Source organism: Nocardia sp. NPDC003482 (assembly GCF_053588115.1).
In genome coordinates this window covers 104,213-121,842 of the sequence record NZ_JBSFPI010000024.1, presented here as the reverse complement: position 1 = coordinate 121,842, position 17,630 = coordinate 104,213, and the positions used below count along the sequence as shown (strand labels likewise).

16 protein-coding genes are annotated in these 17,630 nt (G+C 71.2%); 10 read left to right on the top strand and 6 right to left on the bottom strand.

Going from position 1 to position 17,630, the window contains the following annotated elements:
* Positions 1-1,449: SWIM zinc finger family protein (locus ACWDSJ_RS31130; RefSeq protein ID WP_450036131.1), on the bottom strand; the 1,449-nt coding region annotated here is incomplete at its 3' end.
* A gap of 479 nt (positions 1,450-1,928) precedes the next feature.
* Between ACWDSJ_RS31130 and ACWDSJ_RS31125 the strand changes: the two genes are divergently transcribed.
* The 5 genes from ACWDSJ_RS31125 to ACWDSJ_RS31105 all read left to right on the top strand — a co-directional run bounded on the left by ACWDSJ_RS31125 (position 1,929) and on the right by ACWDSJ_RS31105 (position 7,040).
* Complete coding sequence (locus tag ACWDSJ_RS31125) at positions 1,929-4,343, top strand: AAA family ATPase (protein WP_450036129.1); 2,415 nt, start codon at positions 1,929-1,931, stop codon at positions 4,341-4,343.
* A complete protein-coding gene (locus tag ACWDSJ_RS31120; protein ID WP_450036128.1) occupies positions 4,328-4,720 on the top strand; it encodes a hypothetical protein in 393 nt (130 codons plus the stop codon). Before ACWDSJ_RS31125 ends, ACWDSJ_RS31120 begins: the two co-directional genes overlap by 16 nt.
* A complete protein-coding gene (locus ACWDSJ_RS31115) occupies positions 4,720-5,115 on the top strand; it encodes a YchJ family protein (RefSeq protein ID WP_450036127.1) in 396 nt (131 codons plus the stop codon). The genes ACWDSJ_RS31120 and ACWDSJ_RS31115 overlap by 1 nt, the downstream gene beginning before the upstream one ends.
* A 14-nt stretch (positions 5,116-5,129) precedes the next feature.
* Positions 5,130-5,402, top strand: a complete 273-nt coding sequence (locus tag ACWDSJ_RS31110) for a SelT/SelW/SelH family protein (protein ID WP_387363914.1) — start codon at positions 5,130-5,132, stop codon at positions 5,400-5,402.
* Positions 5,403-5,465: 63 nt separating this feature from the next.
* Positions 5,466-7,040 (top strand): carboxylesterase/lipase family protein, encoded by a 1,575-nt coding sequence (locus ACWDSJ_RS31105; protein WP_450036126.1) that lies wholly within the window; start codon positions 5,466-5,468, stop codon positions 7,038-7,040.
* Positions 7,041-7,114: 74 nt separating this feature from the next.
* On the opposite strand, the gene ACWDSJ_RS31100 is transcribed toward ACWDSJ_RS31105, so the two are convergent.
* The 3 genes from ACWDSJ_RS31100 to ACWDSJ_RS31090 all read right to left on the bottom strand — a co-directional run bounded on the left by ACWDSJ_RS31100 (position 7,115) and on the right by ACWDSJ_RS31090 (position 10,788).
* A complete protein-coding gene (locus ACWDSJ_RS31100; RefSeq protein WP_387364269.1) occupies positions 7,115-8,425 on the bottom strand; it encodes a cytochrome P450 in 1,311 nt (436 codons plus the stop codon).
* 228 nt (positions 8,426-8,653) lie between these two features.
* Positions 8,654-9,364: a TIGR03089 family protein gene (locus ACWDSJ_RS31095; protein WP_450036124.1), complete on the bottom strand. Its 711-nt coding sequence runs from the start codon at positions 9,362-9,364 to the stop codon at positions 8,654-8,656.
* Positions 9,352-10,788, bottom strand: coding sequence for an LCP family protein (locus ACWDSJ_RS31090; protein WP_387363923.1), 1,437 nt, complete (start codon positions 10,786-10,788; stop codon positions 9,352-9,354). Before ACWDSJ_RS31090 ends, ACWDSJ_RS31095 begins: the two co-directional genes overlap by 13 nt.
* A 226-nt stretch (positions 10,789-11,014) precedes the next feature.
* Between ACWDSJ_RS31090 and rfbD the strand changes: the two genes are divergently transcribed.
* Genes rfbD through ACWDSJ_RS31075 form a run of 3 tightly spaced genes read left to right on the top strand, consistent with a single transcriptional unit; the run spans position 11,015 to position 13,941 of the window.
* Complete coding sequence (rfbD, locus tag ACWDSJ_RS31085; RefSeq protein WP_450036123.1) at positions 11,015-11,884, top strand: dTDP-4-dehydrorhamnose reductase; 870 nt, start codon at positions 11,015-11,017, stop codon at positions 11,882-11,884.
* A gap of 11 nt (positions 11,885-11,895) precedes the next feature.
* Positions 11,896-12,789, top strand: a complete 894-nt coding sequence (locus ACWDSJ_RS31080; RefSeq protein WP_450036122.1) for a glycosyltransferase family 2 protein — start codon at positions 11,896-11,898, stop codon at positions 12,787-12,789.
* A gap of 57 nt (positions 12,790-12,846) precedes the next feature.
* Positions 12,847-13,941, top strand: coding sequence for a mannose-1-phosphate guanylyltransferase (locus ACWDSJ_RS31075; protein ID WP_387363932.1), 1,095 nt, complete (start codon positions 12,847-12,849; stop codon positions 13,939-13,941).
* 7 nt (positions 13,942-13,948) lie between these two features.
* Here the strand turns inward: ACWDSJ_RS31075 and ACWDSJ_RS31070 are convergent, their stop codons facing one another.
* Positions 13,949-14,389 (bottom strand): DUF4267 domain-containing protein, encoded by a 441-nt coding sequence (locus tag ACWDSJ_RS31070; protein WP_450036120.1) that lies wholly within the window; start codon positions 14,387-14,389, stop codon positions 13,949-13,951.
* A gap of 90 nt (positions 14,390-14,479) precedes the next feature.
* Here ACWDSJ_RS31070 and ACWDSJ_RS31065 point away from each other — a divergent pair, with 90 nt between their 5' ends.
* Entirely contained in the window at positions 14,480-15,070 is a 591-nt protein-coding gene (locus ACWDSJ_RS31065; protein ID WP_450036118.1) for a TetR/AcrR family transcriptional regulator, read from the top strand.
* A 139-nt stretch (positions 15,071-15,209) separates the two neighbouring features.
* Positions 15,210-16,664, top strand: coding sequence for a phytoene desaturase family protein (locus ACWDSJ_RS31060; RefSeq protein WP_387363941.1), 1,455 nt, complete (start codon positions 15,210-15,212; stop codon positions 16,662-16,664).
* A gap of 1 nt (position 16,665) precedes the next feature.
* Here ACWDSJ_RS31060 and ACWDSJ_RS31055 read toward each other — a convergent pair whose 3' ends face one another.
* A complete protein-coding gene (locus ACWDSJ_RS31055) occupies positions 16,666-17,601 on the bottom strand; it encodes a cation diffusion facilitator family transporter (RefSeq protein ID WP_450036116.1) in 936 nt (311 codons plus the stop codon).
* Positions 17,602-17,630: the final 29 nt, after the last annotated feature.

The window sequence follows — 17,630 nt, the reverse complement described above, 5'->3', positions numbered from 1 at the left end:
GCCCACCGCGGCGGCGACCGCCTCGGGCAGAGCGGCGAGATCCAGGGGCCGCCGGGCCGTGCCGAGCAGCGCCGCGGACAGCAGCGCCGCGGGCGGTTCGGCGAGGCCGCCGCCGAGCGTGTCGACGGCCACGTCGACGATCGCGCCGGACGTGAACGCCGAGACCGGAGCCAGCCCCTCGGCCGTCCAGTCGCCGATCACCGTCACGGGGTGGCCGCCGGACAATCCGAACAGTCGCCACGGCGGCTCGACTGCCCGCGCCAAAGGCAGTGCGGCGCCGTCGGATTCGGCCAGCCACCACTGCTCGCCGTCGACCACCGGCACCACCTCGCTCAGCAGCACGGGCCAGGACCGCAGCCACGGATCGGCCCCCAGGGCGCGGGCGTGCTCGGCGAGCGCCGCCGCGATATCCGTGCGCCGCGGCGCGGCCAGGGTGGTGAAGGGGACCGCGCTCGCGTAGCGCTGACCCCACAGCGCCCGCAGCGCGGCCGCCCCCGGGTAGAAGTGCAGATTCGCGTCGAGCTGCCAGCCGGGCGTCGGGGCGTCGGCGGGGAATTCGGGGCCGCCGAAGCTGTGGTCGACGATGATCGCCCACCGCCCGCTCGCCCGCCCCCGCACCCAGGTGCGACGGGTGTGCAGCCGGTCCTCCTCGGTGACGCGCCGCCCGAGCACCATCCACTCGTCCCGGATCGGCGGCTGGTCCGCGCGGACCGTCTCGGCGGTGATCGAATGCCCCACGTGCGCACGCACACTCGCGGCGGTCTCGGGTGCGAGCCGGTCGAGCCGACGGTGCGCGGTGGCGAGCAGATGGAGCCGGGCGTACTCGCGCAGCAGCAGCGTCGGCCAGTCCGACCGCAGGACGATATTGCGGGCAAGTTGCCGCAGGGCGCTCGCGACGCCGGGCGCCTGGGCGTCGACCATCCGGGCCGCCATACCCTCCAGAGCCCGGAAGGAACGGTCCGACTGGGCCAGCCCGGTGCGGATCTGATCGCCGAGCCAGATGTCGAGATCGGCCAGTCCGGCGCTCACTCGCGCCCGGCGCTGTTCGACCGTGGCGGGGTTGGGCGTCCGCGGTCCGGGGGCGGGTCGTTTCGCGGCGCGGGCGGCTCGACCGGCGAGCCATTCCGCGGCGAAGTCGGCGACCGTCGCCGCCTCGGGCACATCGCCCTCCGACCAGGCCAGCAGCAGGCTGAGGGCGTGTTTGCAGGGGAACTTCCGGCTCGGGCACGTGCACTTGTAGGCGGGGCCGGAGACGTCCACGACGGTCTGGTACGGCCGCGCCCCGCTGCCCGCGCACAGCCCCCACACCGCGTCCGCCCGGCGGCCCGTTTCGCGCCAGCGCCCGCGGAGCTTGCGGGCGGCGGTCAACGACGCCGCGTCGGGCGCGAGGGCGGCGACCTGTTCGGCCGTCAACGGCTCGGATTCGACCCCCGCGTGCGATGTCGTCATGCGTCCCCCTCTCCTTGTTGCCCGGATTTGTACCGCGCTCCACCGACAAGAATGGTCACCGCAGGTGGAGGGCTCGCTTCGAGCATCCTCCCCGCCGCCGACGGCGGTCGGATCGGGCTCGGGACGGCGCTCGGGCGGATTCGTTCGCCGAGCGGTAGCGGACCGAATTGTGCTGGCGCAGCGCGGAATTACCGGGTCGAGCCCTATTGCCCGGCGGCACGAGCTCCTCTATTCTGACCTGTTCGGTTGATCCGAGCCGCCCGAACCGGGTGAACACCGTGGAACTGCCCGGCCGGGACGGCCGAGGGGTGGACATCGGGCGGATCAACCGTATCGATGGCCATTCGTCCCGCCCGGGCCGGTTCGACGGGAGGTTCAGGCGCAGGCGCATATTCGTGTGCGATCCGGTAGCGTTCGCCAGAGTGCCGAGTGCGGCAGCGACTCGGTGCGTGTGGAGTTCGAACGCGAGGGAGTGGCAGTTGGGGGATGCGCCGGACGAAGGCCCACCGCGCCTGGTCGACCTGGTTTCCCGTCGACTGGACGCCGACCCGTCGATCACACCCGACGTCGCCCACACCGTGCTCGAGGCGCTCGGCGCCGAACCGGATCCGCGCTCCGGCCCGGGCCACAGCGGAATCTTCGTCAGCGCCATCAAGGTTCGCGGCTTCCGCGGCATCGGTCCGCGCGCGACCCTGCGCCTCGCGCCCGGTCCCGGGCTCACGCTGGTCGTGGGCCGCAACGGCTCCGGGAAGTCCAGCTTCGCCGAGGCCGCGGAACTGGCGCTCACCGGGGTGAACCGGCGCTGGGAGGGCCGGTCGTCGGTGTGGCGGGAGGGCTGGCGGAATCTGCACGAGGGCACGGTGGCCCGCATCGACCTGGAGCTCACCACCACCGGATCCGATGCGCCGCTGACGATCCGGCGGGAATGGCCCGAGGACGCCGATCTGTCCGGCGGCACCTGGACGCTGCGCCGAAAAGGCAAGCCGCCCATCGATTATCGGGTCGAGGACTGGTCGCGGGAGCTGGAGCTGTATCGGCCGTTCCTGTCCTACAGCGAACTCGGCGCGCTCGTGGACGGGCGGCCCAGCGACCTGTTCGACGCCCTGCACCAACTGCTCGGCCTCGACGATCTGACCGCCGCCCAGGACCGTACCCGCACCCGCCGCCTCGAACTGGAACGGGCCGCCAAAGCCGCACGCGACGAACGCAATTCGCTGCTGACCGCCCTGTCGACGGTCGCCGACGACCGCGCCGCGCGGGTCTCGGACCTGCTGCGCGCCCCCGAGCCGGACCTGCCGGCCATCGGCCGCGAACTCGCGGGCGCCCGGCACGACCCGAGCGGGGCCGCGACCCTGGAGGCCGTGCTGCGGCTGCGATTACCCGAGCCGGCGGAGGTCGACGCCGCCGCCGACCACATCCACAGGTGCGCAACCGAACTCGCCGCACACGCCACCGGCGATATGGAAGCCGAACTGCGCGTGCTCGAGCTGCTCCGCCGCGCCCGCGACCACGTCGACGCGGGCGGGGACTGCCCGTGCCCGGTGTGCGGTCGCGGCGCTCTCGACCAGCAGTGGCGGCGCGACACCGAGATCCAGATCGGGCGGCTCACCGATCGGGCCGCCGCGCTCACCGCCGCCCGCGTCGCCCTCGAACGCGCCGTGGACCGCGCCCGCGCCCTCGTCCAGCCGGTGCCCGCGGAACTGGACCCCGCGACGCCCTCGGTCCCCAATGTCGACACCGGCCCCGCGCGCCGAACCTGGTCGGCCTGGGCCGAATTCGCCGACGCCGACTACGCCCCCGGCCTGCCGAACCGGCTGCGGACCGCGCACGGCGACGCGGTGCGCGGCCTCGAGACGCTGCGCCGCGCGGCCCGCAAGGAACTCGATCGGCTGGACGCGGTCTGGACCCCGCTCGTGCCCCGCATCGCCGCCTGGCTGCGCGATGCCACGGCCGTGGCCGCCGCCGAACCGGAGCTGCGCACCGTGCGCCGCGCCGAGGACTGGCTGAAGTCGGCCGCCGCGGGACTGCGCGAACAGCGGATGGCGCCGCTGGCCGACCACGCGCGCAGCATCTGGCGCGGGCTGCGGCAGCAGAGCAATGTCGATCTCGGCGCGATTCGCTTGCAGGGCAACGCCGGTGCGAGCCGCAAGGTGCTGCTCGACGTCACCGTCGACGACACCGGCGGCACCGCGCTGGGCGTGATGAGCCAGGGCGAGCTGCACGCGCTGGGTCTGGCGCTGTTCCTGCCGCGCGCGACCGTGCCGGAGAGCCCGTTCGGCTTCGTCATGATCGACGATCCCGTGCAGGCCATGGACCCCGCCAAGGTGGACGGGCTGGCCCGGGTGCTGGCGGCCGCGGCGCGCAGCGGACGGCAGGTGGTCGTGTTCACCCACGACGAGCGCCTGGCCGAGGCGGTGCGCCGGTTGCGGCTCGAGGCGATCGTGCTGGACGTGCAGCGGCGCGAACGGTCCACGGTCGAGATCCGGGTCGCGGAGGATCCGGTACGCCGGTATCTCAGTGACGCCAATGCCCTGTTGCGGACACGGCAACTGCCCCGACCGATCGCCGCCGAGTTGGTCATCACGTGCTGCCGGTCGGCGATCGAGGCGGCCGCGCTGGCCCGCGCGCGCGGCACCCTGCTCGGCGAGGGCGTCGACCATCGCGAGGTGCAGCGCCGCGTCGACGCCGCCCGCACCACCTGGGAGAAGGTGTCGCTGGCGATCCTGGGCGAGCCCGACCGGGTGGACGACCTGAACCTGCTGCTCGACCGGGAGGCGCCCTGGGCGCGCGCGGTGCTGCGCGACGCCGCCGCGGGCGCGCACATCCGCATCGATCGCGGTGTGGGCCAATTGCTCTCGGGCACAAGGAGATTGGTCAAATGGCTGAATCCGTGACCCCGACCGTCGCCGACCGGCTCGCGGCCGCCGAGGAGTTGCTGGCCGGGACCGTCACCGATGCGGGCGGGCTGTGGTCGCGGGCCACGGTGTGGTTGCTGCGGATCGCGCTGGAACAGGCCATCGACCGGTTGTGGGCGGACGTCGCCCCGCCGCTGGCCCGGTGCAGTATGCGCGCGCAGTTGCTGGCCCTGGAACCGCATGTCGGCGCCGCGACCGCCGCCCGGATCGCCGCGCTGTGGGCGACGCTGTCGCGGGCGGGCCACCATCACGACTACGAGCTGGCGCCCACGGTCGTGGAGTTGCGCGGCTGGTACGACGACACGGTGTGGCTCGTCGCCGAACTGGACCACGCGCGGGCCGACATAATCGCGTGATGGCCGTTCTCGTCGACACCGACCCGTGCCCGTGCCGCAGTGGCGAACGGTTCGGGGCCTGTTGCGGACCCCGGCTCGACGGCACCGGCCCCGCGCCCACCGCCGAGACCCTCATGCGGTCGCGCTACACCGCCTTCGCCGTCGGGGACCGTGACTACCTGCTGAGATCCTGGCATCCGAGCACCCGGCCGCGGGTGCTGGACCTGGATCCGGGGCAGCGCTGGGTGGCGCTCGAGATCCTGCGCACCGCGCGCGGCGGACTGTTCGACGAGGAGGGCGAGGTGGAGTTCCGCGCCCACTACCGCGCCGGCCGCGAACGCGGCACGCTGCACGAACGCAGCCGGTTCGTCCGGGTCGCGGGCCAGTGGGTGTACCTGGACGGGATCGTCGGCTGACGTAGCCTGCCGCTATGGCACGCGTCGCGATCGAATACTGCACCCAATGCCGCTGGCTGCTGCGGGCCGGATGGATGGCCCAGGAGTTGCTGAACACCTTCGGCACCGACTTGTCCGAGGTGGCGCTGATACCGGGAAGTGGCGGAGTATTCCGCGTCACGATTGACGAGCAGCAGATCTGGGAACGCCGAGCCGACGGCGGTTTTCCCGAGATCGCGGTACTCAAGCAACGGGTCCGCGACCGGATCGACCCAGGTCGCGACCTCGGTCATATCGATCGCGGATGAGTTGCCGTCGCCGAAGGTGATCGTGGACGTACTCTCGATATACGGAGTACGAGGAGGTGCGAGATGAGCACTCAATTCTTCGAGGCGGCCCCCAGCGCGGATATGGACGCCCCGGCCCCCGTCGCGCGGACCACCGCGGGGGCGGTGCGCGGTCTGCGGCAGGGCGGAGTGCACACGTGGCGCAGCATTCCCTACGCCGCCGCACCCGCCGGACCTCGTCGTTTCGCACCGCCCCAGCCACCGCCGCCCTGGGAGGGCGTGCGCGACTGCGTCGAATTCGGTGAGATCGCCCCGCAGACCATGGGGGCGATGGTTCCCGTCGATTCCGGGCTGCGGATGGGCGAGGACTGCCTGTGGGTGAACGTGTGGGCGCCCGCGCGCACCTCCGAGGAACCCCGGCCGGTGATGGTCTGGCTGCACGGCGGCGCCTACTGCCTCGGCACGGCCGCGCAGACCATCTACGACGGCCGCCGACTGGTCGAGGCCGGGGATGTCGTCGTGGTCGGGGTGAACTATCGGCTCGGGGCGCTCGGCTTCCTCGATCTGTCCTCGCTGGGCGAGGACTTCGTGCCCAATCTCGGCCTGCGCGACCAGATCGCCGCGCTGGAGTGGGTGCGCGACAATATCGCGGCCTTCGGCGGGGACCCCGGCAATGTCACGCTGTTCGGGGAGTCCTCGGGCGCGGGTTGTGTCACCGCCCTGCTCACCGCGCCGCGCGCGGCCGGGCTGTTCCATCGGGCGATCGCCCAGAGTCCGCCCGCGACAACGGTTTTCGGCCGCGAGCGGGCCGCCGGGGTGGCGCGCCGGTTCCTGGAGCTGCTGGATCTGCCGCCGGAGCGCGCGGCGGAACTGCTGGAATGCCCGCTCGAGCGGATCATCGACGCGGCGGGCGTGCTGCTCGACGAGGTGCCGTTGCAGTCGCCGGGCCGGTTGGCGGCCGCGCCCGTCGTGGACGGCGATGTGCTGCCGGGATATCCGGCGGATCGGTTCCAGCAGGGGCGGTCGCATCGGGTGCCGTTGATCATCGGGACCAACAAGGAGGAGGCGTCGCTGTTCCGGCTGTTCCGCTCGCCGATCATGCCGGTGACGCCGGACGCGGTCAACGCGATGTTGCAGGCGGTCGCGACCGAACATCCGAACGTATCGGCCGAGCGGATCGCGGAGATCACCTCGGCGTATCCGGACCTCGCCAAAACCCGTGGGGCGCTTGCCATGTCGACCGACGCGGCGTTCCGGATGCCCGCGCACTGGGTGGCCGACGCGCACTCCCGGCACACCCGGACCTGGATGTATCGCTTCGATCAGGCGACGCCGATGCTGAAGGCGGCCCGGGTCGGTGCGGGCCACGCGACCGAATTGCCTTATGTCTTCGGCAATTTCGGCACGCTGAACCACGATCCGACGTTCTGGCTGGGTGGTCGCAAGGTCGCCACCGAGGTGTCGGGGCGCATGATGCGACGCTGGCTCGCCTTCGCCGAGCACGGGGTCCCCGCGGCGCTGGACGGCTCCAAGCATTGGCCGCCCTATCGGGAGTCGACGCGCACGACGTTGGTCATCGACGCGGTGGACAGCGTGGTGGATGATCCGGACCACGATCTGCATACGGCGTGGGGGGATCAGGCCGTCGGGTTCAGCTGAGGCCACTGCCCGGAGGTCACAGGGCCGTGGGGTTCAGCTGAGGCCACTGCCCGGAGGTCACAGGGCCGTGGGGTTCAGCTGATGCTCGGGGCGGGGTGGTGGGCCGGTTCGCCGAGGGCCACGGGGAGGTGGGTGTAGCCGTGCAGGGTGAAGACCGAGCGGCGGCGGGGGCGGCCCGCGAGGCGGAGGTCGGGGAAGCGGTCGAACAGGGCCTGTAGCGCGTAGACGCCTTCCATGCGGGCGAGGCTGGCGCCGAGGCAGACGTGGATGCCCGAGGAGAACGTCAGGTGCTCCTTCGCGTTGGGGCGGGTGACGTCGAATCGGGTCGGGTCCTCGAAGACCTTCGGGTCGCGGTTGGCTCCGGCGAGGGAGATGACCACGGTGTGGCCCTTGCGCAGCCGGACGCCGTTCAGCTCGATGTCGTCGGTGAGCGCGGTGCGGGCGGTGGTCTGCACGGGCGGGTCGAAGCGCAGGATCTCCTCGATCGCGTTGGGCCACAGGTCCGGATCCTCGCGCAGGCGGGCCAGCTGGTCGGGGTGGGTGAGCAGCTGGACGACGCCGTTGCCGATGAGGTTGACCGTGGTCTCGAAGCCCGCGCCCATGAGCAGGCTCGCCGACGCCTTCAGCTCGCGGTCGTCGAGTTCGCCCGCGGTCACGAGGCTGGACAGGATGTCCTCGCCGGGTTCGCGGCGCAGCCGGGCGATGTGGTCGTCGAGGTAGGTGTTCATGACCTTCATCGAGCGCATGGCCTGCTGGTAGGTGCGCCAGGACAGGCCGACGTCGAGCAGGGGGCTCATGGCGTCGCCCCACTCCAGGAACAGGTCGCGGGAATCGTCCGGGAAGCCGAGCATTTCGGAGATGATCGCGATCGGGACCTGGGAGGCGTAGGTGGCGACGAGATCGGCCGACCCGCCCGCGGGCAGCGCGGCCAGCAGTTCCTCGGTCACCGATTCCACCCGGGCGCGCAGCCGGGCGATCGCGCGCGGGGTGAAGGCGGAGGTCACCGGGCGGCGCATCCGGGTGTGGTCCGGGGGGTCGATGACCAGCATGGAGGGCGGTTCGACGGGGTTGGGCGGCAACGGGTTTCGTTCGGTCAACCGTTGCAGTGGACGGGGCACCTCGAAGCTGTCCGGGGCGCGCACGCCCCACCGGTTGTCGCGCAGAATCGTCCGGCACAGCTCGTGATCCATGACCGCCGAGCCGATCGGCGAGGGCACCACCGGTCCCCGCGCGCGCAACTCGTCGAGCACCGGATACGGATCGTGCGCGCTGGACTCCTCGATCATCAAGCGGGACAACGCATCCCCGCGCCGCGCGAACATCTTCATCGCGTATCGCGGCATCCCCTGCGCCGACACCCACCGGAGCACATACTGCGGCATCATCGCCATCCCCGTTCGTCGTCCAGTCCTGGTCCCACCGTACGAAACCACCCGGCCCCCCGAAACGTGCCCGAGACGGACCCCGACCCCCTACCCAGGTAGGACACGCCGCCGATCCTACGCGGGGCCGGCCCAGCCGCACCCTTTATTCGGATCCGCACCCGTTGTGGGGGCTTGTAGCGGGTGCGGATTCGAATAAAGGGTGCGGCTGTGTTGCGTAGCTTTTGGGGGTTAGGGGCGGGTGTGGGTTATGTGTTCGGTGTGGAGGCGGTGGGGGTTGGGGGTGGGGTTTGTGACCTGGACGAGGGAGGCGCCGGCGGCGTAGATGGCGAGGAGGTCTTCGGTGAGGAGTTGGGGGGTGGTCCAGGGGGTGGTGGAGAGGACTCGGGAGTCCTCGGTGAAGGATTGGGATTTCGCGGAGGCGCGGGCTTGGGTGAGGACCTCTTGGACGGAGGCGCCTTCCAGGGCGGGGCCGGTTGTGGTGGGGTGGAATTGGTCGGGGTGGACGCGGACCGAGGTGGCGTAGTCGACCACGCCTACGGGGAGGTCGCGGGCGGGGCCGCCCATGGGGTCGAGGGAGAGGACGGCAACCTCGGGGATGTCGGCGGCGTCGTCGACGCGGTCGGCGGCGGTGAAGGCCATTTCGGCGGTGGGGTCGGGGCGGAGGACGACCTCGGTGCCCGCCCACCAGCAGCCGAGCAGGACGGCGGCGGTCTGCCAGTGGGCGGGGAGCAGGACGGCGACGCGGCCGCCGGGTTGGACGCCGAACTCGTCGCGAATCATGTTGGCGGTCTTGGCCGCCCAATTGGCGAGGGTCAGGGCGGACAGTTCGATGCGGGCGCCGAGGGCGTCGTCGTAGTAGGTGATGCGCGGACCGGCCGGATCGCGGGCCAGGATGGGATCGAGCAGCGCGCCGGTGAGGGTCTGGTTCAGTTCACACATTTGGGTCCGTTCTGGCCGGCGTCGATGGGTGGGGCGGGGGGCACCGGGGTCGCGGTCGTCGTCGCCGACGTTCCGGACATGTCGAACAGGCTGCCCGCCGCCGAGCCGGGACCAGAATAGTCACCGCTCAGCACGACGCGGACCGTGCCCTCGGGCAGTCCGGCCTCCGCCGTGACGGTCAGTCCGCCCAGGGCCTTGGCGACGGCCTTGGCCTTGGGATCGGCCGCGCTGCCCGCGACCACCCGGCTCGACGACACCGGGCCGCCGATCCAGTTGTCCACGGTCCCGGTGCGGAAACCCTTGCCCGCCAAGGCTTGTGCCACCTGTCCGGCGAGGCCGGGCGTGCCGCTCGCGTTGTAGACGTCCGCGGTCACCGACGAGGGTTCGGGGGTGTCGGAATCGGTGGCGTGGCCGCCGCCGACCATGGCCGCCACATACGACTTCACCGCGCGCGGTTCGACCTTCACGACCGATTCGCCGGATGCCGTGGTGCTGTTGATGTCCGCCACCGGAATGGTCTCGAACTGGACCTGCCCGGCCGACAGATCGCGCAGCTGCTGCACGAAACGCATGACGTCCCAATCGTCGTCGAGCACGATCGTGCGACCGACCGCGTCGCTGAGCTGCTTCAGCCGGCCGGGGTCGGCGAGGATGCGGGCGCTCAGCGCCTGATGCACCAGCGAGGCCATGAACACCTGCTGGCGCACGATCCGATCCAGATCCCCGCGCGGCAGATCGTGGCGCTGGCGCACGAAGCTCAGGGCCTCCGGACCGTCCAGGCGCTGCTCGCCCGCCGGGAACTGCGCGCCCGAAAGCGGTTCGTCCACCGCGTTGTTCAGGCACACCTGCACCCCGCCGACGGCATCGGTGAGCAGCACGAAACCCAGCAGGCTCACCTCGGCGTAGTGGTCGACGGTGATACCGGTCAGATTGCCGACGGTCTTGATCAGCGCCTGCCGCCCGGCCTGGGTGGACTGGCGTTCCACCTCGGCGTCGGACAGGCCCTGGGCGATCAACTTCTGGCGCGCCTTCTCCTTGGTGACGCCGTAGGCCGAATTGATCTTGCCCATACCGATTCCCGGGATGTCGACGTAGGAGTCGCGGGGGATGGACAGCGCGGTCGCCGAGCGGCCGTCGTTGGGGACGCGCATCAACACGATGGTGTCGGTATTGGTGCCGACCTCGTCGCCCGCGTGCAGCATGGCCCGTTCCGAACTCGACAGCGGATTGCCGTGCGCGTCGGTGCGGCTGTCGATGCCGACCATGAGAATGTCGGTCGCACCGTCGCTTCCGCCGCCCAGGCCGAGATTGCCGATCCGCTCGATGCCCGACACCAGGCCGTCGACGCCGTGCCAGCCGAAGCCGGTGACGGCGAAGACCAGGGTGGCCGCGACCGCCGCGATGAGCCGGCCGGAACGGTTCACCGGCGGTTTGCCGTAATAGTCGCGCGAACGCGGGCCGCGCAGAGGGGAACTCGTGCCACGCGCTCGCGACAGCGTTGTTCCACCTCTGCCCTGCGTCACGTGTGCCGTCCTTTCGACCCCACCCGATAACCCCATGTTGACTGTCTACCCCTCGAGGGTCGAGGCTAACGAATGCGAGGGGGCGCATGGTTCAACCGGCACCGGCGCGGCGTGCCAGACTTGCCGCGTGCATTCCTCGTCCGACTCGCGTCTGGTCGTCACCGGGGCCGGGGGGCAACTCGGCCGCGCCGTGATCGCCCGCGCGCCCGAGGCGCTCGCGCTGGGCCGCGGGGACCTCGACATCACCGATCCCGCGGCGGTGCGCGCCACCCTGCGGCCGGGCGACCTCGTCCTGAACTGCGCCGCGTACACGGCCGTGGACGCCGCCGAATCGAACGAGGCCGCGGCCTTCGCGGGCAACGAGACCGGGCCCGCCGTGCTCGCCGCCGCGTGTGCGGCCCTGGGCGCGAGGCTGATTCACGTATCGACCGATTACGTCTTCGACGGCCACGGCACCCGGCCCTACGAACCGGACGATCCGACCGGACCGACCAGCGTCTACGGACGTTCCAAACTGGCCGGGGAACGGGCCGTGCGGACACTGGGCGAGGACGGGCACATCGTGCGGACCGCGTGGGTCTATACCGGCGACCACGGCGACTTCGTCGCCACGATGCGGCGGCTGGAACGCGAGCGGGAGACGGTGTCGGTGGTGAACGACCAACTGGGCTCGCCCACCTACGCCGCCGATCTCGCCGCCGGACTCCTCGAACTGGCCGCGCGCGTGAATTCGCCTGGGCCGCAACCGCTTCCGGCGGTGCTGCACGCCACCAACGCCGGGCAGGCGACCTGGTTCGAGCTGGCGCGAGCCGTATTCGAGGAGGTCGGCGCCGATCCCGACCGGGTGCGGCCGTGCACCAGCGCCGAATTCCCGAGTCCCGTACGGAGACCGGCGTATTCGGTGTTGTCCGATCGCGCCTGGGCCGCCGCGGGACTCACCCCGCTGCGGAATTGGCGTCTCGCCCTCCGCGACGCACTGCGTCGCGTCTGCGGATAGGCTGGGCCCCCGTGAACGCTTCGGAACCCTCCGCTCGACCCGGCCTGGTCGTGGTCACCGTCACGTATTCGCCCGGTGAGCACCTCGAACACTTCATCAGCACGCTGGCGGGTGCGACCAATGAGAAGCCGCAGGTCGTTCTGGCCGACAACGGGTCCACCGACGGGACGCCGGAGCTGGCGGCCGAGGCCAACGAGCATGTGCGGCTGCTGCGCACGGGGGGCAACATCGGGTACGGCGGCGCGATCAATCGCGCGGTGGCCGAGATCGATCCGGAGGTCGAGTTCATCGTCATCGCGAATCCGGACATTCGGTGGGGGACCGACTCGATCGACCGGTTGCTCGAGGCGGCGCAGCGCTGGCCGCGGGCGGGCGCGCTGGGGCCGCTCGTGCTCGAACCGGACGGCAGCGTCTACCCGTCGGCGCGGCGCGTGCCGGGACTGCTCGACGGCGCGGGGCACGCGGTGCTCGGCACGATCTGGCCGACCAATCCGTGGACCCGCCGGTATCGCCAGGAGAACGAGGAACTGTCCGAGCGCTCGGTCGGGTGGCTGTCGGGGTCGTGTCTGCTGGTGCGGCGGGCCGCGTTCGACTCGATCGACGGATTCGACTCGCGCTACTTCATGTACATGGAGGACGTCGACTTCGGCGACCGGATGGGCAAGGCGGGCTGGCACAATGTATTCGTGCCGACGGCCGAGGTCACGCACGCGAAGGGGCATGCGGCAGGGCGCAATCCCGAGGCGATGCTGCCCGCCCATCACGCCTCCGCGTATCGTTTCCAGGCCGACCGGCATCCGCACTGGTGGCAGGCCCCGTTGCGGCTCGCGCTGCGCGCCGGACTTGCGATCCGCTGCCGCCTTGCGGTTCGATCTGCGCTGCGTGAGCGCGCCGCGCAGCAATAGGGCGCGACGGATCTCTTCGGCCACGCGCGCGTGGATCGAACCTGAACAGGGAGACTGATGGCGGACAACTCGGCTGTGCCCGGCACCGCGACCGATGCCGTGATCCTGGTCGGCGGCCAGGGGACGCGGCTGCGGCCGTTGACCCTCTCGGCACCGAAACCCATGCTGCCGGTGGCCGGTCTGCCGTTCCTGCACCACCTGCTCGCCCGCATCGCCGACGCGGGCATCACCCACGTCGTGCTCGGCACCTCGTTCAAGGCCGAGGTGTTCGAGGCGCATTTCGGCGACGGCGCCGACCTCGGACTCGAGATCGAGTACGTCACCGAGACCGAGCCGCTGGGCACCGGCGGCGGCATCCGCAACGTGCTGCCGAAGCTGCGCGCCGACACCGTGATGGTGTTCAACGGTGACGTGCTCGGCGGCAGCGATCTGGGCGCGATCCTCGACACGCACGTGTCGAGCAACGCCGATGTCACGCTGCATCTGGTGCGGGTCAGCGATCCGCGCGCGTTCGGATGCGTGCCGACCGACGAAACCGGCCGGGTCACAGCGTTTCTGGAGAAGACCCAGGATCCGCCCACCGATCAGATCAACGCCGGGTGCTACGTGTTCCGGCGCGAGTACATCGAGAAGATCCCGTCCGGTCGGCCGGTGTCGGTGGAGCGGGAGGTGTTCCCGGCGCTGCTGACCGAGGGTGCGCATATTCAGGGACATGTCGACATCTCCTATTGGCGGGATATGGGCACCCCGGAGGATTTCGTCCGGGGCTCGGCGGATCTGGTGCGGGGCATCGCGCCCTCGCCCGCGCTGCCCGGCCAGCGCGGGGAGTCGCTGGTGCACGCCGGCGCGGGTGTCGCGCCGGGCGCGCTGCTGATCGGCGGGACCGTGGTCGGCCGGGGCGCGGAGGTCGGGGCGGGGGCCCGCCTCGACGGTGCGGTGCTGTTCGACGGCGCCCGCGTGGAAGCCGGTGCGACCGTGGAACGTTCGATCATCGGATTCGGTGCTCGGATCGGGCCGCGGGCGCTGGTCCGCGACGCCGTCATCGGGGACGGGGCCAGTGTCGGGGCGCGGTGCGAGTTGCTGCGCGGGGCCCGGGTGTGGCCGGGAGTGGAGATCCCCGACGGCGGCATCCGCTTCTCCACCGACGTGTAGCCCTCGCTCACGCCGCGACCGGAACGGGGGTCGCGGCCCGAGCGCCGGACGCTTCCGCGCGGACCGGCCGCCGCTCGCGCAGCAGCAGGAGACCGGTCGTGAGGACCAGGGCCGCGGTGAGTCCGTGCACGCTCAGGGCGATGGCCGTGGAGCCGTGGTAGCTCAGCACCGTGAGCATGTCGCCGATGGGGATCAGTGCGATCGCCAGCATGGTCACCCCCAGGGCGAGGCGTTGCCGGGTCGCCAGCAGGGCCAGCAGCAGCACGCCGGAGGCGGTGTCGCGCACGCCCTTCAGATTCAGGAACGCGACGGCGTCGCCGTGCGGCCACTCCGGTAGGCCGAAGCCGGTGGCTATGGATTCGGGGACGAGGAGATAGCTGACGCCGATGTAGAGGATGAACGCGGCGCCGAGCAGGACGAGACCGGTGTTGATGCGGGACAAGGTCATTGGAGTGCTCCGAAATCTAGCGTTGCTATTGGATGCGGCAACCATAGCTTGTCGACGGCTAAGTTGTCTAGCGGTGCTAGAATCGAATCCGTGAGCACTCAGGCCAGACGAGAACGCCAGCGCGCCGAGCGGCATCAGCAGATCATCGACACCGCCCGCGAGATCGCCGAGACGCAGGGCTGGGAGTTGGTGACGGTCCGCCGCCTCGCCGACGCCATCGAGTACAGCCAGCCTGTGCTCTACAGCCACTTCCACGGCCGCGACGCCATCGTCGCCGCCGTCGCCGAACAGGGCTTCGTCGAGTTGACCGAGTTGATGCGGCGGCTGCGGGCCGCGGCACGGACCCCCGAGGAGGCGCTCGTCGCGGTCGCCCGCGGCTTCCTCGAGTTCGCGCGCACCAATTCCGCCCTCTACGAGGCCATGTTCGTGCAGAAGGTGGACCTGAAATTCGGCGACGGCGCCCCCGAGGTCCTGGTCGAGGGCTTCGCGGAGCTGATGGCCGTATTCGCCCCCTTCGCGGGCGACCACGACCCGGAGACCTTCACCGAGGTCGCCATGAGCGCCCTGCACGGCCTGGCCCACCTCGACCACCACGCCCGCCTCCGCCCCGACTTCCGCCGCCAGCGCCTGAACATCCTCGTGGAGCAGTGGACCCGCGGCCGCGCGGTCGAGCACGCCTGAACCTCCGCCGCCGCGGGGCGGGCCTGGACCGAAGCGCGCCAAGGGCATTGGGCCGTCTCCTCCGTCGTCCGCGACAGGGCGGAGGGCTCGGGCCGCCGAATGGGCGGGCGGATTCGGGGTCGCGCCTACAGTGGGGACCATGGCTGATGCGGTGGTGGTGGGAGCGGGGCCGAACGGGCTCGCGGCGGGCGTGATCCTCGCTCGGGCGGGCCTCGAGGTGGAGGTGTACGAGGCGGGGGAGACGATCGGGGGCGGCTGCCGGACGGCGGAGTCGACCTTGCCGGGCTATCACCACGATGTGTGCGCGGGGGCGCATCCCATGGCCGTGGCGTCACCGTTCTTCCGGGCGTTCGATCTGGCCGCGCACGGAGTGGAGATGCTGACGCCGGAGGCGTCCTACGCGCATCCGCTCGACGGGGGTGTGGCCGGGGTGGCCTGGCGGGATCTCGACCGGACCGTGGCGGGGCTGGGTCGGGACGGCGCGGCGTGGCGGCGGTTGTACGAGCCGCTGGTGCGGCGCTGGGAAGGCGTTGTGGCCCTGGCGATGTCGGATCTGCGGCATCCGCCGCTGGATGTGGGCGTCGGGGTGCGGTTCGGGCGGCGGATGCTGGAACAGGCATCGCCGTTGTGGGGCTTGCGGTTTCGGGAGGAGCCCGCGGCGGCCCTGTTCACCGGGGTGAGCGCGCACGCGATCTCGCCGCCGCGCTCGTTGCCGCCCGCGGGGGTGGCGCTGTTGCTGGGCACGCTCGCGCACGCCGAGGGGTGGCCGGTGCCGCGGGGCGGGAGTCAGGCCATCGTCGACGCGCTCGCGGCGGATCTGGTGAAACACGGTGGCCGCATCGAGACCGGGACGAGGGTCGACTCGCTCGACGAATTCCGTTCCGCGCGAACGATTCTGCTCGACACCGCGCCCGCCGAACTGCTGCGCGTCGCGGGCGACGATCTGCCCGAGCGCTACACCCGCCAGCTCGAGCGGTTCCGCTACGGCGGGGCGGCCTGCAAGGTGGACTTCGCCCTGTCCGGTCCGGTGCCGTGGCAGGGCGAGGGCTGTGATCGCGCGGGGACCCTGCATGTGGTCGGCACTCGCGCCGAGGCCGTCGCCGCCGAAAAGGCCGTCGCCGCGGGCGAACACGCGCAACGGCCCTACGTCCTGGTCATCCAGCCCGATATCGTCGACGACACGCGCGCGCCCGAGGGCGGGCACACGCTCTACACCTACGCCCACGTGCCGAATGGTTCCCCGCGCGACGTGAGCGGCGCCGTCGTCAATCAGCTCGAGCGCTTCGCCCCCGGCTTCCGCGACCTCGTCCTCGCCACGAACGTCCGCACCGCGGCCGAAATGCCCTACTACAACGCCAATTACGTGGGCGGCGACATCTCCGCGGGCGCGATGACCCTGCTCCAGACCCCGCTGCGCCCGGCCCCGCGCTGGAATCCGTACGCGACCCCGCTGCCCGGCGTCTACTTCTGCTCGTCGTCCACCCCGCCGGGCCCCGGCGTGCACGGCATGTCCGGGCTGCACGCCGCCCGGCACGCCCTGCGGGAACGGTTCGCGATCACCACCGAGCCCGAGGCGTTGCTGCGGCCGGCGTAGCTCAGCGGCTCGATTCGGTGGCCTGCTGGCTGCGGTACAGGTCGGGTTCGATGTACATGAGCCTGGCGGCCGGAACCGCCTCGCGGACACGGGCTTCCGCGGCGTCGATGGCCTGCGCCACGTCGGCGATGTCGAGGCCCGGGACGATGGCGACCTTGGCGGCGATGAGCAGCTCCTCGGGGCCGAGGTACTCGGTGCGCAGGTGGATGACGCGGTCGATGCGGCTGCCGTCCACCAGGTTCTCGCGGATCTTGCGGTCCTGCGTCGGGGTCGCGCCCTCGCCGATGAGCAGACTCTTCATCTCGACGATCAGGACCACCGCGATGGTGCCGAGCAGGGCGGCGATGCCGAGGGTGCCGACGCCGTCCCAGATCGGATTGTCGGTGAGGACGGTGAGCACGACCGCGACGAGGGCGAAGGCCAGGCCGATGAGCGCGCCGGAGTCCTCGAGCAGGACCACGGGCAGCTCCGGATTGCGGGAGTTGCGGATGAACCGCCACCAGCTCAGATTGCCGCGCAGCGGGGCGGATTCGCGCATCGCGGTGACGAAGCTGAAGCCCTCCAGGGCCACCGCGATCACCAGGATCACGATCGCCACGATCGGCGACTCCAGCCTCTCCGGATGCTGGATCTTGTGGATGCCCTCGTACAGCGAGAACATCGCGCCCAGGGTGAACAGCACCAGCGCGACGACGAACGAGTAGAAGTACCGATTGCGCCCGTAACCGAAGGGATGTTTGGCGTCGGCCTCCTGCTCGGCGCGCCGCTGACCCAGCAGCAACAATCCCTGGTTGCCGGTGTCGGCCACCGAGTGCACCGCCTCGGACAGCATCGACGACGAACCCGTGATCGCCGCACCCACGAACTTCGCGATGGCGATTCCCAGGTTCGCGGTCAACGCCGCGAAGATCGCCTTCTTACCGCCACCGGCAGACATGTCGCAGCCCTGGTCCTTCCGTCTCGCGG

What these genes read in the sequence shown, in the direction of transcription:
- ACWDSJ_RS31120 (WP_450036128.1), top strand. Translation starts at nt 4,328, where the DNA reads ATGGCTGAATCCGTGACCCCGACCGTCGCCGACCGGCTCGCGGCCGCC.
- ACWDSJ_RS31115 (WP_450036127.1), top strand. Translation starts at nt 4,720, where the DNA reads ATGGCCGTTCTCGTCGACACCGACCCGTGCCCGTGCCGCAGTGGCGAA.
- ACWDSJ_RS31110 (WP_387363914.1), top strand. Translation starts at nt 5,130, where the DNA reads ATGGCACGCGTCGCGATCGAATACTGCACCCAATGCCGCTGGCTGCTG.
- ACWDSJ_RS31105 (WP_450036126.1), top strand. Translation starts at nt 5,466, where the DNA reads ATGAGCACTCAATTCTTCGAGGCGGCCCCCAGCGCGGATATGGACGCC.
- ACWDSJ_RS31100 (WP_387364269.1), bottom strand. Translation starts at nt 8,425, where the DNA reads ATGATGCCGCAGTATGTGCTCCGGTGGGTGTCGGCGCAGGGGATGCCG.
- ACWDSJ_RS31095 (WP_450036124.1), bottom strand. Translation starts at nt 9,364, where the DNA reads ATGTGTGAACTGAACCAGACCCTCACCGGCGCGCTGCTCGATCCCATC.
- ACWDSJ_RS31075 (WP_387363932.1), top strand. Translation starts at nt 12,847, where the DNA reads ATGGCGGACAACTCGGCTGTGCCCGGCACCGCGACCGATGCCGTGATC.
- ACWDSJ_RS31070 (WP_450036120.1), bottom strand. Translation starts at nt 14,389, where the DNA reads ATGACCTTGTCCCGCATCAACACCGGTCTCGTCCTGCTCGGCGCCGCG.
- ACWDSJ_RS31060 (WP_387363941.1), top strand. Translation starts at nt 15,210, where the DNA reads ATGGCTGATGCGGTGGTGGTGGGAGCGGGGCCGAACGGGCTCGCGGCG.
- ACWDSJ_RS31055 (WP_450036116.1), bottom strand. Translation starts at nt 17,601, where the DNA reads ATGTCTGCCGGTGGCGGTAAGAAGGCGATCTTCGCGGCGTTGACCGCG.